The following is a 14,700-nucleotide window of genomic DNA, read 5'->3' on the forward strand; positions in this document are numbered from 1 at the left end:
CTATTGTGGAGCGCATGGCGATTGATCCAGCCAAGAGCAAGGCGTTGTCGCAGGTCGTCCGCCAGCATCCGGGGATGAGCCTGGTGGCGGTGTCGCCCGGCATTGTCGTCTTTCTGCTCCTCGGCATCTTCACCAACTGGTTTTTGGCGGTGGTGGTGGGAGTGGTCGCGGTGGCCGGCGGCGTGTACCTGCTGACCCGGCAGAAGTAGGCGGGCATCACGTGCGAGGATCTGTCGTCGCCGCATCCTCCCTTCCTGCCGTCGTGAGCGTCCGGAACACATGAGCACACGGGTGGACAGCTGGATCTGGGCGATCCGCCTCACCAAGACACGGTCGGCGGCCGGCGACGCATGCCGCGGCGGCCACGTCCGCGTCAACGGGGCCACCGCCAAACCGGCGCAGAACGTCGTGGTGGGCGATGAGGTACGGGTCCGACTCGCCGGCCGGGAACGAATCGTCGAAGTCACCCGGCTGATCAGCAAGCGGGTGTCCGCGCCCGCCGCCGCCGAGTGCTACATCGATCGCAGCCCGCCCCCGCCCGCCAAGGAGATCCTGGCCGGTCAGCCGCGTCGTGACCGCGGGGCCGGGCGGCCCACCAAACGTGAACGACGTGAACTCGACCGGCTGCGGATGCGCGACGGCGGGATGCTGATCGTGGTGGCCGCGGCGATCGTCGGCCTCGTGGCGGGGTGTTCGTCGGGGTCGGACAACAACGATCCCGCGACGCCGAAAGGCCCGACGGCTCCCGGCAAGGCGGGCGCCGGCCCGTTCTTCGGCGAGTGCGGGGGAGTGACCACCGAAGAGGTGAATCGGATCGCCAACATCGGCACACTCACCAACACCGTCAACAACCCGTCGGTGTGCGAATGGAGTGCCAGCGACGACCGCACCGGCCCGGTGGCATCCTTCAACTGGTACCGGGGGTCGCCGATCGGCCGTGAACGTGCCACCGAGCAACTCTCGCGTGACTCCACCAAAGACATCGAGATCAAGGGGCACAAGGGGTTCATCGCATCCGACTCCGGAATCTGCGAGATCGGCATCGGGTTCGGTGCCGACTTCTTCGAGTGGTCGCTGAGCGCGGGCAGCGTCCCGCTCGGCCAGCAACCGCCGAGCAGCGACGCGATCTGTGATTCGGCCAAGCAGCTGGCCCAGATGTCGATCGAGCGGTCGTCATGAGTCCCCGGCCGCGTGCGGTGTCCGTGAACAGCCGACTCCGTCTTTTCCTGGCAGTGCTGGTGTCGGCGCTTCTCGTCGCCGCGGTGGCCGGCTGCACCGTCGACGGCCAGGCCGTCTCCTCCGAGCAGGCCAACGCCGAACAGCCCGGCAACGTCGACACCGATCAGTTCGACCGCCTCACCCTGGAATGCCAGGTGCTCTCGGCCGCCCAGATCGCGAAGGCCGTCGGTGGAACCAGCGCACGCGGAACGTTCAACGGCGCGATCTGCCGGTGGATCGTCGACGGCGCCGCCGCCGCGAACGTCACCTTCAACTGGTTCGAGTGGGGCGACTACAACGTCGAGAAGGAGACGGCCAAACGTCTCGGGTACACCACAGAGAACATCAAGATCGCGAGCCAGGCGGCCTTCACCCAACGTGACCCCAAACGCCCGGCCGTCTGCGGCGTCACCACGCGCGCGCCCAGTCGGGGCGTCTACACCTTCTGGGTGGAACCGGTCGGGGGGACCGCCGCGGCCGACCCCTGCGCAGCGCCGGAGAAACTGATGGAATTACTGCTCAACGGCGGTCAGTGACCGGCCGGCCCTGACACCGGGGCGGACTGCGAGACAGGAGAACGACGTGGGTCGTCGGCTGTGGAGCACGGTGATCCGGGCGGCAGGGGTCTGGGTGGCAGGGGTCTGGGTGGCAGGGGTCTGGGCGGCAGGGGTCACGGTGGTGATCACTTTCCTCGCGGCCACACCGGCGCAGGCGGCGCCACCGCCGACCCCGCAGTGCGCGGCCACCGTGACAACGCTGTTCGGCTCGCCCTCGCCGACCGCGTGGGCCGAGAACCTCACCTTCGACGCCGCCGGAAATCTGTGGACGTCGCGGTTGCTGGACAACACGGTGCAACGTCGAGACACCACAGGCCGGGTGACCGCAACCGTTCCGGTGACCGCACCCGGAGCGGTACGCCCCGGCCCCGACGGGAAGCTCTACGTGAACTCGGGCAACCTGCCACTCAACGGGGCGCCGGGCGCACCCCGGACCGCAACGGTGATGCGGTTCGACCCGGCTGCGGCCCGGCCGGTGCCGCAGGTGTGGGCCCGCGGGCTCGGCGCACCGAACGGCCTGGCGTTCGACGCACACGGGTACGCCTACGTCACCGACGGTGCGCTCGGAGTGGTGAGGCTGCGCCCCGATGGGTCCATCGACGAGGAGTGGACCGCGGCATCGCCGCAGAACTTCGCGCCGACACGCACGGTCAACGGCACCGGCACCAACGGTGCGGTCGTCATCGGCGACACCCTCTACGTCACACTCACCGCAAGCGCCACCGGCCGCGTGCTCGCGGTCCCGCTCGACGCGCCGGCAAAGGCCCGGGCGGCCGTCGACCTGACCGCTCCACGGCCCGGGTTCCTCGACGATGTGGACGCACTGGGACCGCACACGTTGGCGGTCGGCACCGTCACCGGCCAGGTCTTCATCGTCGACCTGCAAACCGGCGAGCGATGCGTCGTCGATGTGGGCCGGCCGGTCACCGCCATCGCGCATCGGCCCGGGGAGTCCCAGCGCCTCGTGGTGGCATCCGAGACGGGTGAACTGTTGGCCGTACGACTACGGTGAATGGGCAGCCGTGAACGGCCGGCGGGGCGTGTCCCGCGCTCGCTCCGGTTGTCGCGACTGATGTACAGTCAGCGGAAAACTAGAACACGTTCCACCCATGCTGGGCGAGAAAGCAGAACCATGCCGCACGTCATCACGAGGCCCTGTTGTAACGACGCGAGTTGCGTTGCCGTGTGCCCGGTGAACTGCATCCACCCGACGCCCGACGAGCCGGAATTCCTCACCGCCGAGAGCCTCTACATCGATCCCGACACCTGTATCGATTGCGGTGCCTGCATCGACGAATGCCCGGTGGAGGCCATCCTGCCCGACGATCAGCTCACCGAGCGGGACGAGCCCTACCTGCAGATCAACGCTGATTACTACACCGACCACGACGTCGACGGGGGCATCGTCCCGCCCACGAAGGCGCCGAAGCTGCCCGAGGGCGATCTGCACATCGCCATCGTCGGAGCCGGTCCGGCCGCGTTCTATGCCGCCGAAGAACTGGTCCGGCGTCCCCAGATCAGCGTCGACATGTTCGACCGGCTGCCCACCCCGTATGGCCTGGTCCGTGCCGGGGTCGCACCCGACCATGCCGCCACGAAAGGTGTGGAGAAGACCTTCGCCATCACCGCCGCCAAACGGAACTTCTCCTACTTCCTCAACGTCGAGGTCGGCACGCACATCACGCACGATGAGTTGCTGGCCCGGTATCACGCGGTGATCTATGCGGTGGGTGCGCCCACCGACAAGCGACTCGGCATCGAGGGCGAGGACCTTCCGGGATCGTTGCCGGCCACCGAATTCGTCGCCTGGTACAACGGGCACCCCGACTACGCCGATCTGGACGTCGACCTGTCCGGCGAGCGCGCCGTGGTGGTGGGCAACGGCAACGTGGCACTCGACGTCGCCCGCATCCTGGTGACCGATCCCGACGTGCTGGCGCGCACCGACATCGCCGATCACGCCCTGGCGAGGTTGCGCGACTCAAATATCAGCGAAGTGGTGCTGCTCGCCCGGCGGGGCATCGCCCAGGCCGCCTACACCAACAGCGAGTTCCTCGCGCTCGGTGATGTCGACGGCGTCGACATCGTCATCGATCCCGCCGAACTGGCCCTCGACCCCGTGTCGGAGGCGGCCGAGTCCGACGGCACGCTCGATTCGACGATCGCGACGAAGGTGCGGCTTGCCCGCGAGTTCGCCGAACGCCCCACCACGCCGGGAAACAAGCGCATCGTGTTCCGGTTCCTGGCCTCCCCGGTGGAGATCTCGGGGGAGTCCGGCAAGGTGGAAAAGCTCACCTGCGTCCGCAACACCTACGCCCAGACCGGCGAGAACATGGCGGTGACGCCCACAGCGGAACGTTTCGACCTCGACGCGGGCCTGGTGTTGCGGGCCATCGGTTACCGCGGCATGCCGATCGCCGACGTTCCGTTCGACGCGGCGCACAGCGTGGTCCCCAACAGCGAGGGACGAGTGCAGACGGCGGCCGACGGCGACATCATTCCGGGCCTCTACGTGACGGGATGGATCAAACGCGGCGCCACCGGCGGCATCGGGCGCAACCGGATGTGCGGGCAGGAGACGGCCCAATCCCTGATCGCCGACTTCATCGCCGGTACGTTGCCGCAGCCGACCGCGTCGCGTGACGACGTGCCCGAACTCGTCGCCGACCGCGGTGCGCGTCGCGTCGACCTGGCCGGCTGGAAGAGCATCGATGCCGCCGAACGGGACGCGGGCAAGCAGGCCGGCCGACGGCGGGTGAAGCTGGTACGAATCACCGACCTCGAGGACGCCGCGCGAACGGTCGCGGGATCGGTGATCTGATGGGGGCCTGTGGTGGGGCGAACACGAGGGAGAGGTAGGGGCGCGAGGTGCGAGTGGCATTGCTGTCCTATCGCAGCAAACCGCACTGTGGCGGGCAGGGGGTGTACATACGTCACCTGAGTCGTGAACTGGCGCTCCTCGGACATGAAGTCGAGATCTTCTCCGGGCAGCCCTACCCCGAACTCGACCAGGTGGCCGTCGACGCCGGCGTCACGATCACCAAGGTGCCCAGCCTGGCCCTTTACGACGAACCCGACCCGTTCCGCACACCGCGCCTCGGCGAGTATCGCGACTGGATCGACGCGATCGAGGTCGGTTCGATGTGGACCGCGAGCTTCGGCGAACCGTTGACATTCAGCCTGCGGGTGGCGCGGCTGCTCGCCGACCGTCGCGACGACTTCGACATCGTGCACGACAACCAATGCCTCGGCTACGGACTCCTGCAGATCCAGCGCGCCGGGTTCCCGCTGATCGCGACGATCCACCATCCCATCACGCGCGACCGCAGCCTGGCGGTGAAGGCGGCCAAGGGGTGGCGCAAGATCACCGCCTGGCGCTGGCACTCGTTCCTGCGGATGCAGGGGCGGGTGGCACGCCGCATCCCCGAACTGCTCACCGTCTCCCGCAGCAGCGAGGTGGACATCCGCAAGGCATTCGACATCCCGTCGGGCCGCATCACCACCATCCCGCTCGGCGTCGACACCGACGTGTTCCGGCCGGCGCAGCAGCGGCGCCCGGGCAGCGTGGTGTGCGTGGCCAGCGCCGACGCCCCACTCAAGGGTGTGTCCTACCTGCTGGAGGCGATTGCCAAACTCAGCTCCGAACGCGACGTGGAACTCACCCTGGTGTCCAAGCTGGATCCCGACGGCCCGTCGGCGGCGATGATCGAAGAGCTCGCCATCGGCTCGCGGGTGCGGGTGGTATCGGGTCTCGAGGACGAGGAGATGGCGCAGTTGATGGCCTCGGCGGAAGTGGCGTGCGTGCCGTCGCTCTACGAGGGGTTCTCGCTGCCCGCGGTGGAGGCGATGGCCTGCGGCACACCGCTGGTGGCCACGCGTGCCGGAGCGATCCCCGAGGTGGTCGGCGACAACGGTGAGGCCGCGCTGCTGGTGCCGCCGCGGGACTCGGGTCGCCTCGCGCAGGCCATCGGCACGCTGCTCGACGATGCCGACGCGCGCACCCGGATGGGTGCGGCGGGTCGGCGACGCGTCGAGGAACGCTACAGCTGGGCGGCGGTGGCCGCGAAAACCGCCGCGCATTACGAGACCGTGCTGGCCGGGGTCCAGAGCGACGACACGAACGGCGACGACACCAACCGCGACGACACAAACGGGCAACGCCGCCGATGACGAGTGCGGCGGAGCGAAAGGGGAGCGAGTGCTGACAGTGGATTTCGACCGGCTGGGCGTGGGGTCGCACACCAAGGCGATCGATATCGGGGCCGGGCAGGGCAGGCACTCGTTCGAGATGTTCCGGCGCGGGGCCGACGTCATCGCCTTCGACCAGTCCGAACAGGACATGGCCGACGTCGGCGAGATGTTCGACGCGATGATGGCCGAGGGTGAGGTGCCCGCCGAGGCCAAGGCACGCGCCGAGGTCGGCGACGCACTGCGACTCCCGTATGCCGACAGCACCTTCGACGTGGTGCTGATGTCGGAGATCCTCGAACACATCCCGTCCGACGAGGCCGCGATCACCGAGATGGTGCGGGTGCTGCGGCCGGGCGGCGTGGCTGCGGTGACCGTGCCCCGCTATTGGCCGGAGAAGGTGTGCTGGGCGTTGTCGGACGCCTACCACGAGGTCGAGGGTGGCCACGTCCGGATCTACAAGGCCTCCGAACTCGGCGCGAAGCTCACCGCCGCGGGACTCGAGGTGACCGGTACCGACCATGCCCACGCCCTGCACGCCCCCTACTGGTGGCTCAAGTGCGCCGTCGGTGTGGACAACGATCAGAACCCGCTGGTGCGCGCCTACCACCGGCTGCTGGTGTGGGACATGATGTCGGCACCCGCGCTGACCCGGTGCGGCGAACGACTACTCAACCCGGTCATCGGTAAGTCGGTGGCGCTCTACCTGCGCAAACCCGATTCGGGCACACCCGAGGACACCCGCGGGGTATGACCACCGCTCCCGACATCGGGGCGCTCTCGATCGACGGAGTGGTCACCGGTGCACAGATGCATGCCACCGGCGCGGCGATCGCTGCCATGCAGGAGGATTCCGGGGCGCTGCCGTGGTTTCCGGGCGGACAGACCGACCCGTGGGACCACATCGAATCGGCGATGGCGCTGTCGGTCACCGGCTTCGTCGACGAGGCCGAACGCGCCTACGAGTGGTCGCGCAGGCATCAACGGTCCGACGGGTCGTGGCCCATCCGGACGGTGTGCGGGCAGGTCACCGACGACGGGGTGGACGCCAACTTCTGTGCCTACGTGGCCGTCGGAGTGTGGCATCACTACCTGATCACCCGTGACCAGGCGTTTCTCGACCGGATGTGGCCGGTGGTGTGGTCGGCGATCGAGCTGGTGACCCGCTTCCAGCGTTCCGACGGCGCGTTCCGGTGGGGCGGCGACCACCACACCGGTGCGATGTTCTCCGAGGCGCTGATCACCGGAAATTCGAGCATCTACCAGGCGCTGGACTGCGCCAACCGCATCGCCGCCGAGGTGGGACAACCCGACGACGGGTGGATCCGCGCGCAGTCGGCGCTCGCGGAGGCTTTCGCGGCGCGGCCGTCGGTGTTCGAGAGACCGTCGGAGCACTCGATGGACTGGTACTACCCGGTGCTCGGCGGCGCGGTGCGCGGCCGGGCTGGCCAGGAGTTGATCGCGCGGCGCTGGGCGCAATTCGTCGTCGAAGGCCGCGGCGTGCGCTGCGTCGATCATCGTCCGTGGGTCACCGGGGCGGAGACGTGCGAACTCGCGCTCGCCCTCGACACCCTCGGCGACACCGCAGCCGCGGTGGAACTGATCGCCTCGATCCAGCATCTGCGCGACCCCGACGGCTCCTACTGGACCGGGCTCGTGTACGCCGACGGCAAGCGGTGGCCGGTGGAGAAGAGTTGCTGGACGTCGGCGGCGGTGGTGCTCGCGGTGGACGCGGTGACCCGCACCAGCCCCGGCAACGGGATCTTCCGCGATGTGTGAGCACGTCCGCGCTGTTCGCGGTGGCGGTGTGCCCAGGTGGCTGGTGCGCCCAGGTGGTTGGTGCCCCGGTTGTGTCAGCGCGTTCTCGCTGCCGTAATGGGGGGGATCGGCAGCGAGAACGCGCCCCCCGACATGGGAACGGTGGCCATCAGGGGGGATCGATGGCTTGTTCCCACCTCGTCGACGTGTCTCCCTCGTCGCCCTCTCAGTGAAACCGGTCGCAGTGGGGTGTGTCCGGGCCGCACCGGAATTTCGGTCATTTGACCTGATCAAGTACCGCAAGGTGTTTTCCGGACCGGACAATTGGTCGCATCCCGACCCCGTACCCGCGTTGCGCAGGCGACACGCCGTTCGTACATTCTCTGCGTGAGGTCCGGTCGCGACCCTCACGAGAGGTCCGATCGCGACGGCGAAGTACACGGGGGCGTCCAGAGCGGTGAAGAACGTGAATATCGTGGACGAGCCCGACTCGACGAGCGATCCGGCAACCCGGTTCGGGGCACAGCTGCGACAACTGTTCGCCTCGGCGGGCTCACCCACCTTGGCGGCGGTGGCCGGCGGGTCGCGCCGGGTGAGCGGCGGTCGCGCCGAGATCACGGTGCAGCGGCTCAGCGACTGGCGCCGGGGCCGGCACCTGCCTGCCCGGTTCGAAACGCTCGAACCCGCCCTCGCCTGGCTGATCCTGCAATCGCGCGCTCGGGGCGAGGTCGACGTGCCGCCGTTGACGCGGTGGCGCGAATGGTGGGAGCTGGGCCGCGCCGGCGGCGCAACAGCGGGCCGCGGGGCGGAGTCGAGTCCCCCGCGCGGCGATACCCGCGTCCCCGGCGTCCGCTCGCCCTACCGCGGACTGGCCGCGCTGACCGCCGCCGACCGCGACGTCTACTTCGGTCGCGACGCCGTACTCGACGATCTGCGGCGGCTGATCGTCTCCGCGTCGGCACACCGCGAGACCGCGCCCGCGATCGTCGTGGTCACCGGTGTCTCCGGAGCCGGCAAATCCTCACTGCTGCGAGCCGGCATCGCCCGCCTGTCGGCCGCTGCCGACGCCCCCTGGACCGTGCACACCCTGCTCGCCACCGATCTCGCCGGCGAGTCCGACCCGACGGCCACGACGGGGACCACACTTGCCGACGCCGATACCGATTCCGACGTTCACACCGAAACCGAGACCGACGCGGTTACGGACGCGGGCGCCTCGCCCGGGCTGACCGTGCACGTCGTGGATCAGCTCGAACAAGTGCTGGTGGGATACCCGCGGCACAGCGCCGAGGTCGCGCGCCTCGCCGAGCGGCTCGGTGCGCTCGCAGCGGTACGGGGTCACGTGGTCGTCGCGGGTATCCGCGCCGACATGTACGAGATCAGTTCGGGCCTCGAACCGCTCGCGTCGGCGTGGCAGCGGCACTCGCTCATCGTGCCGGCGATGACCGACCGCGAACTCGAGGATGTGATCGCGGCACCGGCACGGCGGTCGGGTATCCGCGTCGACCGGGGACTGGCCGCCACCATCTTGTCCGACCTGAGGTCGATGACGCCGCTGCGCGGTTCCACCGACGACCGCGCCGGTCAGCTCCCGCTGGTGGCGCACGTGTTGTCGGTGATGTGGGCGCAGCGCGGCGGCGGCATGCTCACCGTCGCGGGCTATCACGCCGCGGGCGGCGTGGCGTCGGCGATCGCGGCGACCGCCGAAAAAACCTGGGACACCCTCGACGACAACCAGCAGGTGGTGGCCGAACGACTCCTGCTCGCGCTGGTGCACGTCTCCGACCGGAGTGTCACGCGGATGCCACGCACCCTCGACGAACTCGCCGACGCCGGAAAGGACCGGGACACCACTCTCGCGGTGATCGAAGCGCTGGCGGGCTCCCGGCTGGTCACCATTGCCGGCGAGCAGGTCCAGATCATCCACGACATCGTGCTCACCGCGTGGCCGCGACTGGGCGAGCTGATCGAGCGTCACCGCGATCTGGCGCCGATCCTCGAGCGCGTCGCCTCCGATGCCCGGGAGTGGCAGCTCAGCGGCCGCGATCCGTCGATGCTCTACAACCTGCGGCGCTGGATGTGGGCGGCACAGGTCGCCGAGGACGCGATGCTGCCGGCCAGCGCGCAGGAGTTCCTCGACGCGGCCGACCGCCAGATCGAGTCTCAGCGGCGCCGCCGCCGCAAGGGTATCGCCGCGGTGGTGCTGCTGCTGGTGGTGGCGTTGGTCGCCGCCACCGTCGCGATCATCTCCAACATCGCGTTGGCCCGCGAGGGTGACAACGCCCGTTTCTCCGCGCTGCTGTCCACCATCGGCCGGCTCGAGCAGAGTGACCCGGGGGTGGCCGCCGGCCTGGCGGTGGGTGCCTGGCGCATCCGCCCCGACGACCCGCTGGCCGCGATGCGGGTGCTGCAGACCCAGCAGCTGCCGTTGCCCGCGGCCGCGCGGCAGGCGCACTCCGGCGCGATCTACGACATCGCGGCCACGTCGTCGGGTCTGCTGGCCACGGCCAGCTACGACCGCACGGTGCGGTTGTGGGATGCCCATGACCCGCGCCGGATCACCGCGGCCGCCCCCGTGCTCGGTGGCTACGACGGCTTCGTGACCTCCGTCGATTTCGATCCGTCCGGATCACGGTTGGCCTCGGCCGACGGCACGGGGCACGTGACGGTATGGGATGTGCACGACCGTGCACATCCGGTGAGGATCGCCACCATGGCCTCGCCCTACGGGACGGGTACCTCGTACATCCTGCGCTACAACTCGGCCGGCACGTTGCTGGCGTCCACGCACGACAACGGTGTCGTCACGCTGTGGGACACCACCGGACCGGGACCGTATCGCGCGGTCGGGATGATCGGCGGACACGAGGGTGCGGTCCGCACGGTGGCCATCAGCCCCACGGCACCGGTGTTGGTGGCCGGGTCCGACGACGGCACGCTGACCCTCAGCGACATCGCCACCCCATCGGCGCCGCAGCAACTCGCCCGCATTGGCGACGGCGTCGACAGCGGCTGGCACTCGGTGGCCGTCTCACCCGACGGCAGGTTGCTCGCCGCGGGCCGCGACGACGGCACGGTGGCGGTGTGGGACATCTCCGACCCGACCCGCCCCCGGCAGGTGCGGCGCGTCCACGCGCACGGCGCCGCGATCTGGTCGGTGGGTTTCTCCGATCAGGGCCGCGCGCTGATCACCGCCGGACTCGACGGGCTGGCCAAGAAGTGGAATGTCGACGACTCGACAGCCACTCCGGGTGTGCTCACCGAGATCGGCGAGCCGATGCGCACGGTCGGCGGCGCCTTCTTCACCGCTCGGCCGCTCGGCCCGAACACGGTGCTCACCGCGGGCGGTGAAGGCGCGGTGCAGGCATGGGATCTACCGGCCTCGCCGCTGCCCGCCCACCAGTTGCCCATCACCCAGACGGTGGTGTCGCGCGACGGCACGACGTTGGCGACCAGCGGCGCCGACCAGGTGGTGAATCTGTGGGATCTGCGCACCGCCACCCCGACGCGCCTGTCGTCGATGCGTTCACAACCTCGGGCCAGCGGCGGTTACGTGGCCGCGTTCAATCGCACCGGCACCGTGCTGGCCACGGCCTTCACCGGCGGTGGTGAGGTGGAGCTCTACGACATCACCGACCGGCGTTCCCCGGTGCGCACCGCCACGCTGCGGCTCGGCACCCGGCACGTTTTTCCGCTGGCCTTCGACCCCACCCGCGACCTGTTGGTGACCGGCGACACCGACAACGGGTTGCGGGTGTGGGACGTCGCCGATCCGCGACGTCCCCGACAGATCGGCGCACCGTTCGACGCCGCCACCGGTTTCGTGGAGGACGTGCAGTTCGCCCCGGACGGGCAGAGCATCGCGGTGGCCGACGCCGCGCACCGGATCAGCCGCTGGGATCTCACCGATCCGGCGGCCCCGCGCCGGATTGCGCAGGTGGACGTCCACGACGGTGCGGTGAACACCGTGGCGTTCAGCGCCGACGGCCACTACCTGTATGCCGGTGCCGACAATGAGCGGATGTGGGTGATCGACACCGCAACCCCCGACCCCGCAACAACCGACACCGCAACCCCCGACCCCGCAACCACCGACACCGACGCCGCGCAGGCGCTCGCGGTGCCGGTCGGCGGACGGGTGTCGTCGCTGTCGGTCTCCGCGGACGGACGCACGCTGGTGGTGGGCGGCAGTCGCACCATACAACTCTGGGACAACTCCGACCCGGGCCATCCCCGGCCGCATGCGGCGGATGAATCGCTCACCGCTGCATCGGATTTCGTGCGGAACGCGTCGATCGACCGGAACGACACCATCTACGCCGGCGGCAGCACGGACCTGCGGTGGTGGTCCATCGACCCGACCGCCGCGGCCGACCGGGTGTGCCGGGCCGGCGACGGACTCGACGCCGCCACGTGGCGGGAATTCGCGCAGGGAGTGCCCTACCGCAACCCCTGCCCGGCGAACTGAGCACTCACCTCCCGCACTCGATGGACAAGTGTCCAGGCGAGTGTCTATGGTGATACGTGGGTCACGTCACACCCCGGAGGAGAGTCATGGAGTTCGGAATCGTGCAGTTCACCAGCGATCGTGGGCTCAAACCGCACGTGCTCGCGCCGCTGATCGAAGAGGCCGGCTTCGCCTCCTACTTCGTGCCCGAACATGGCCACATCCCCACCCGGCGCGACGCCGCGCACCCGATGACCGGCGATTCGTCCCTGCCCGACGACCGCTACATGCGCACCCTCGATCCGTGGACGTCGCTGGCCGCCGCCGCGGCCGTCACCGACCGGATCCGGCTGGCCACCGCGGTGGCGCTGCCGGTGCAGTCCGATCCGATCACCCTCGCCAAGACGCTCGCCACCGTCGATCACATCTCCGACGGACGACTCACCCTCGGGGTGGGCTTCGGATGGAATCTCGACGAACTCGGCGACCACGGGGTGCCACCGAAACGACGACGCACCATGCTGCGTGAATACCTCGAGGCGATCAACACCCTGTGGACCGAGGACGAGGCCGAATATCACGGGGAATTCGTCGATTTCGGCTCCAGTTGGGCGTGGCCCAAGCCGCCGCAGGGACACATCCCGGTGCTCGTGGGCGCGGCGGGCACGGAGAAGAACTTCCGGTGGATCGCGCGCAGCGCGGACGGGTGGATCACCACGCCCGGCGAGGAGGACATCGCGGGTTCGGTGGGTCTGCTCAACCGGATCTGGACCGAGGCCGGACGCTCCGGGCGTCCGCAGATCGTGGTCCTCGACTTCAAGCCGATCCCCGAAAGACTGGAGCAGTTCCGGGATCTGGGCGTCACCACGGTCCTCTACGGCTTGCCCGACGACAGCGTCGAGCGGGCCACCGCCTACCTCGCGAAGCTGGCGGGCAAGCTGGGGATCGCTCCGGTACCCGCCGGATAGCGGCGCCTCACCTGCTCAACGATTCAACGAGGTGCCGCGCGCAGCGCGGGCATCACGTAGTGGTCGATCTGGCGTCGCAGCGACGCCGGGTCGTCCGGATCGACGGTCCGCCCACCCACGGTGCCCAAGCTGATCAACACCCGCGCAACCCATTCGGCGGTCGCCTCCGGGTCGTGCGCACGATGGATCTCGCCGGATGCGATCGCCGTCTCGACGTAAGGACGCCAAAACGCGGCCAGGTCGGGCACCAACCCCGCCAACCCCACCCCCGCGCACGCGGCGAACTCCTCGGGTTCGGCGGTGCGCAGCCGGAGCAGCAACGCGCCGGGGTCGTCGTAGGCGCCGCGACCGATGCGCACACCGGCCACCAGCTGCTCGGCGAAACCGTCGATCGCACCCAGTTCGGTGTGTGCGTCGGTCCAGAACGATTCGGTCAAACGGACGATGGTCGCGCCGACCATCGCCGCCTTGTCCGGGAAGTGCCGGTACAACCACGCCCGCGATACTCCGGCGACTTCGGCCACCTGCTGCATCGTGGTGGTCCGGATACCCTTGTCGGCCAGCAGTTTCGCGGTGGCATCGAGCAGACGATCGCTCACGCTGACCGAGTCGGCGGCACTGGTCATCACGATTCGGGGACCAGCTGAATGCGGCCGTGCCGCACGCCCGCGACCACGCCGCCGTCGACGAGCAGATCGGTGCCGGTGATGAATCCCGACCGTCCCGGGTCCAGAAGGAACTCCACCGCCGCGGCCACATCCTCGGCCGTCGCGAATCGGCCGGCGGCCGACTGGGCGATCATCGCCTCGTAGCTGTCGTGGACGAAGTCGGCCTCGAACTCCGTCCAGCCCATCTCGGTGGCGGTGACACCCGGGCTCACCGAGTTGATCCGGGCGCCGCGGTCGCCCCATGCCGGTGCCGCGGCCTGCACGCGGAAGTGGTTGCCGCGCTTGCAGTATCCGTATGCCATCGCACTGGCCAGATCGTCGGGCATCGAGTCGAAGGTGAACAGCGGCAGATCGGGCAGGTCGGCGGCGGGTAATGAGGCGAGCGCGGTGGCCTGCTCCGGGCTCACCGCATCGGCGAAGATGTGCCCGGCAACACTGGCGATGACCACGCCGGCGCCGCCGGGGGCGATCACCTCGCCGAACGCGTCGAGCACATGGGCGGTGCCCACGAGGTCGACGGCGATGATGCGTTCGGGTGCAGCGAGTGCGGGCGACACCCCGGCGGTATGGACCACCGAGGTCACCTCGCCGAGGTGCGCCGCCGCCGCGGCCAGCGCATCCACCTGATCGCGGTCGGACACGTCGACGACGCGCGCGGTGACGTCGTAACCCTGCCGGCGCAGGGTTGCCGAGAGCCGATCGACGCGGTCGGCGTCGTGATCGGCGATCAGCAGCGGCCGCCCGGAGCCGAGCCGTCGTGCGATGCACTCGCCCATGCCGCCGACGCCGATCACGGTGAGCACCGGTGCCATGCATACCTCCGAGGACGTCGCGGGTGTGATGGGGGCGACTCTAACAACTCCGGTAGACAAATTCTCAAAAGTGTTCACTCCCGA

At 69.3% G+C, this 14,700-nt stretch carries 12 protein-coding genes; 10 read left to right on the forward strand and 2 right to left on the reverse strand.

All coding sequences use genetic code 11. The annotated features are described in order from the left end of the window. Positions 1-14: 14 nt before the first annotated feature. The 10 genes from ACWDSI_RS12870 (at position 15) to ACWDSI_RS12915 (ending at position 13,136) form a co-directional block, all read left to right on the forward strand. A complete protein-coding gene (locus ACWDSI_RS12870; RefSeq protein WP_449746667.1) occupies positions 15-209 on the forward strand; it encodes a hypothetical protein in 195 nt (64 codons plus the stop codon). Positions 210-279: 70 nt separating this feature from the next. Continuing rightward, the gene (locus ACWDSI_RS12875; RefSeq protein ID WP_449756764.1) at positions 280-1,179 is read left to right on the forward strand and encodes a DUF3558 family protein; all 900 of its coding nucleotides are present in this window, start codon (positions 280-282) and stop codon (positions 1,177-1,179) included. After that, positions 1,176-1,754, forward strand: coding sequence for a DUF3558 domain-containing protein (locus tag ACWDSI_RS12880; protein WP_449756765.1), 579 nt, complete (start codon positions 1,176-1,178; stop codon positions 1,752-1,754). The genes ACWDSI_RS12875 and ACWDSI_RS12880 overlap by 4 nt, the downstream gene beginning before the upstream one ends. Before the next feature lie 46 nt (positions 1,755-1,800). Continuing rightward, a complete protein-coding gene (locus ACWDSI_RS12885) occupies positions 1,801-2,787 on the forward strand; it encodes an SMP-30/gluconolactonase/LRE family protein (protein WP_449756766.1) in 987 nt (328 codons plus the stop codon). Positions 2,788-2,907: 120 nt separating this feature from the next. Further along, on the forward strand, positions 2,908-4,596 hold the full coding sequence (locus ACWDSI_RS12890; protein ID WP_449756767.1) for an FAD-dependent oxidoreductase: 1,689 nt from the start codon (positions 2,908-2,910) through the stop codon (positions 4,594-4,596). 47 nt (positions 4,597-4,643) lie between these two features. After that, positions 4,644-5,945, forward strand: a complete 1,302-nt coding sequence (locus ACWDSI_RS12895; RefSeq protein WP_449756768.1) for a glycosyltransferase family 4 protein — start codon at positions 4,644-4,646, stop codon at positions 5,943-5,945. Positions 5,946-5,973: 28 nt separating this feature from the next. Beyond that, positions 5,974-6,717 (forward strand): class I SAM-dependent methyltransferase, encoded by a 744-nt coding sequence (locus ACWDSI_RS12900; protein WP_449756769.1) that lies wholly within the window; start codon positions 5,974-5,976, stop codon positions 6,715-6,717. After that, positions 6,714-7,742, forward strand: coding sequence for a prenyltransferase (locus tag ACWDSI_RS12905; protein WP_449756770.1), 1,029 nt, complete (start codon positions 6,714-6,716; stop codon positions 7,740-7,742). Before ACWDSI_RS12900 ends, ACWDSI_RS12905 begins: the two co-directional genes overlap by 4 nt. Positions 7,743-8,196: 454 nt before the next feature. Then, entirely contained in the window at positions 8,197-12,189 is a 3,993-nt protein-coding gene (locus ACWDSI_RS12910) for an nSTAND1 domain-containing NTPase (RefSeq protein ID WP_449756771.1), read from the forward strand. Between the two features lie 86 nt (positions 12,190-12,275). After that, the gene (locus tag ACWDSI_RS12915) at positions 12,276-13,136 is read left to right on the forward strand and encodes an LLM class F420-dependent oxidoreductase (protein ID WP_449756772.1); all 861 of its coding nucleotides are present in this window, start codon (positions 12,276-12,278) and stop codon (positions 13,134-13,136) included. Between the two features lie 23 nt (positions 13,137-13,159). Here the strand turns inward: ACWDSI_RS12915 and ACWDSI_RS12920 are convergent, their stop codons facing one another. Together ACWDSI_RS12920 and ACWDSI_RS12925 are read right to left on the reverse strand one after the other, a co-directional pair. Next, a complete protein-coding gene (locus ACWDSI_RS12920) occupies positions 13,160-13,762 on the reverse strand; it encodes a TetR/AcrR family transcriptional regulator (protein ID WP_449756773.1) in 603 nt (200 codons plus the stop codon). After that, entirely contained in the window at positions 13,762-14,616 is an 855-nt protein-coding gene (locus tag ACWDSI_RS12925; RefSeq protein ID WP_449756774.1) for an SDR family oxidoreductase, read from the reverse strand. Before ACWDSI_RS12925 ends, ACWDSI_RS12920 begins: the two co-directional genes overlap by 1 nt. Positions 14,617-14,700: the final 84 nt, after the last annotated feature.

This window comes from Gordonia sp. NPDC003429 (assembly GCF_053588575.1).

Bases quoted from the DNA above. Each gene is read 5' to 3' on its own strand.
- ACWDSI_RS12870 (WP_449746667.1), top strand. From the start codon at position 15: ATGGCGATTGATCCAGCCAAGAGCAAGGCGTTGTCGCAGGTCGTCCGC.
- ACWDSI_RS12875 (WP_449756764.1), top strand. From the start codon at position 280: ATGAGCACACGGGTGGACAGCTGGATCTGGGCGATCCGCCTCACCAAG.
- ACWDSI_RS12880 (WP_449756765.1), top strand. From the start codon at position 1,176: ATGAGTCCCCGGCCGCGTGCGGTGTCCGTGAACAGCCGACTCCGTCTT.
- ACWDSI_RS12890 (WP_449756767.1), top strand. From the start codon at position 2,908: ATGCCGCACGTCATCACGAGGCCCTGTTGTAACGACGCGAGTTGCGTT.
- ACWDSI_RS12905 (WP_449756770.1), top strand. From the start codon at position 6,714: ATGACCACCGCTCCCGACATCGGGGCGCTCTCGATCGACGGAGTGGTC.
- ACWDSI_RS12915 (WP_449756772.1), top strand. From the start codon at position 12,276: ATGGAGTTCGGAATCGTGCAGTTCACCAGCGATCGTGGGCTCAAACCG.
- ACWDSI_RS12920 (WP_449756773.1), bottom strand. From the start codon at position 13,762: ATGACCAGTGCCGCCGACTCGGTCAGCGTGAGCGATCGTCTGCTCGAT.
- ACWDSI_RS12925 (WP_449756774.1), bottom strand. From the start codon at position 14,616: ATGGCACCGGTGCTCACCGTGATCGGCGTCGGCGGCATGGGCGAGTGC.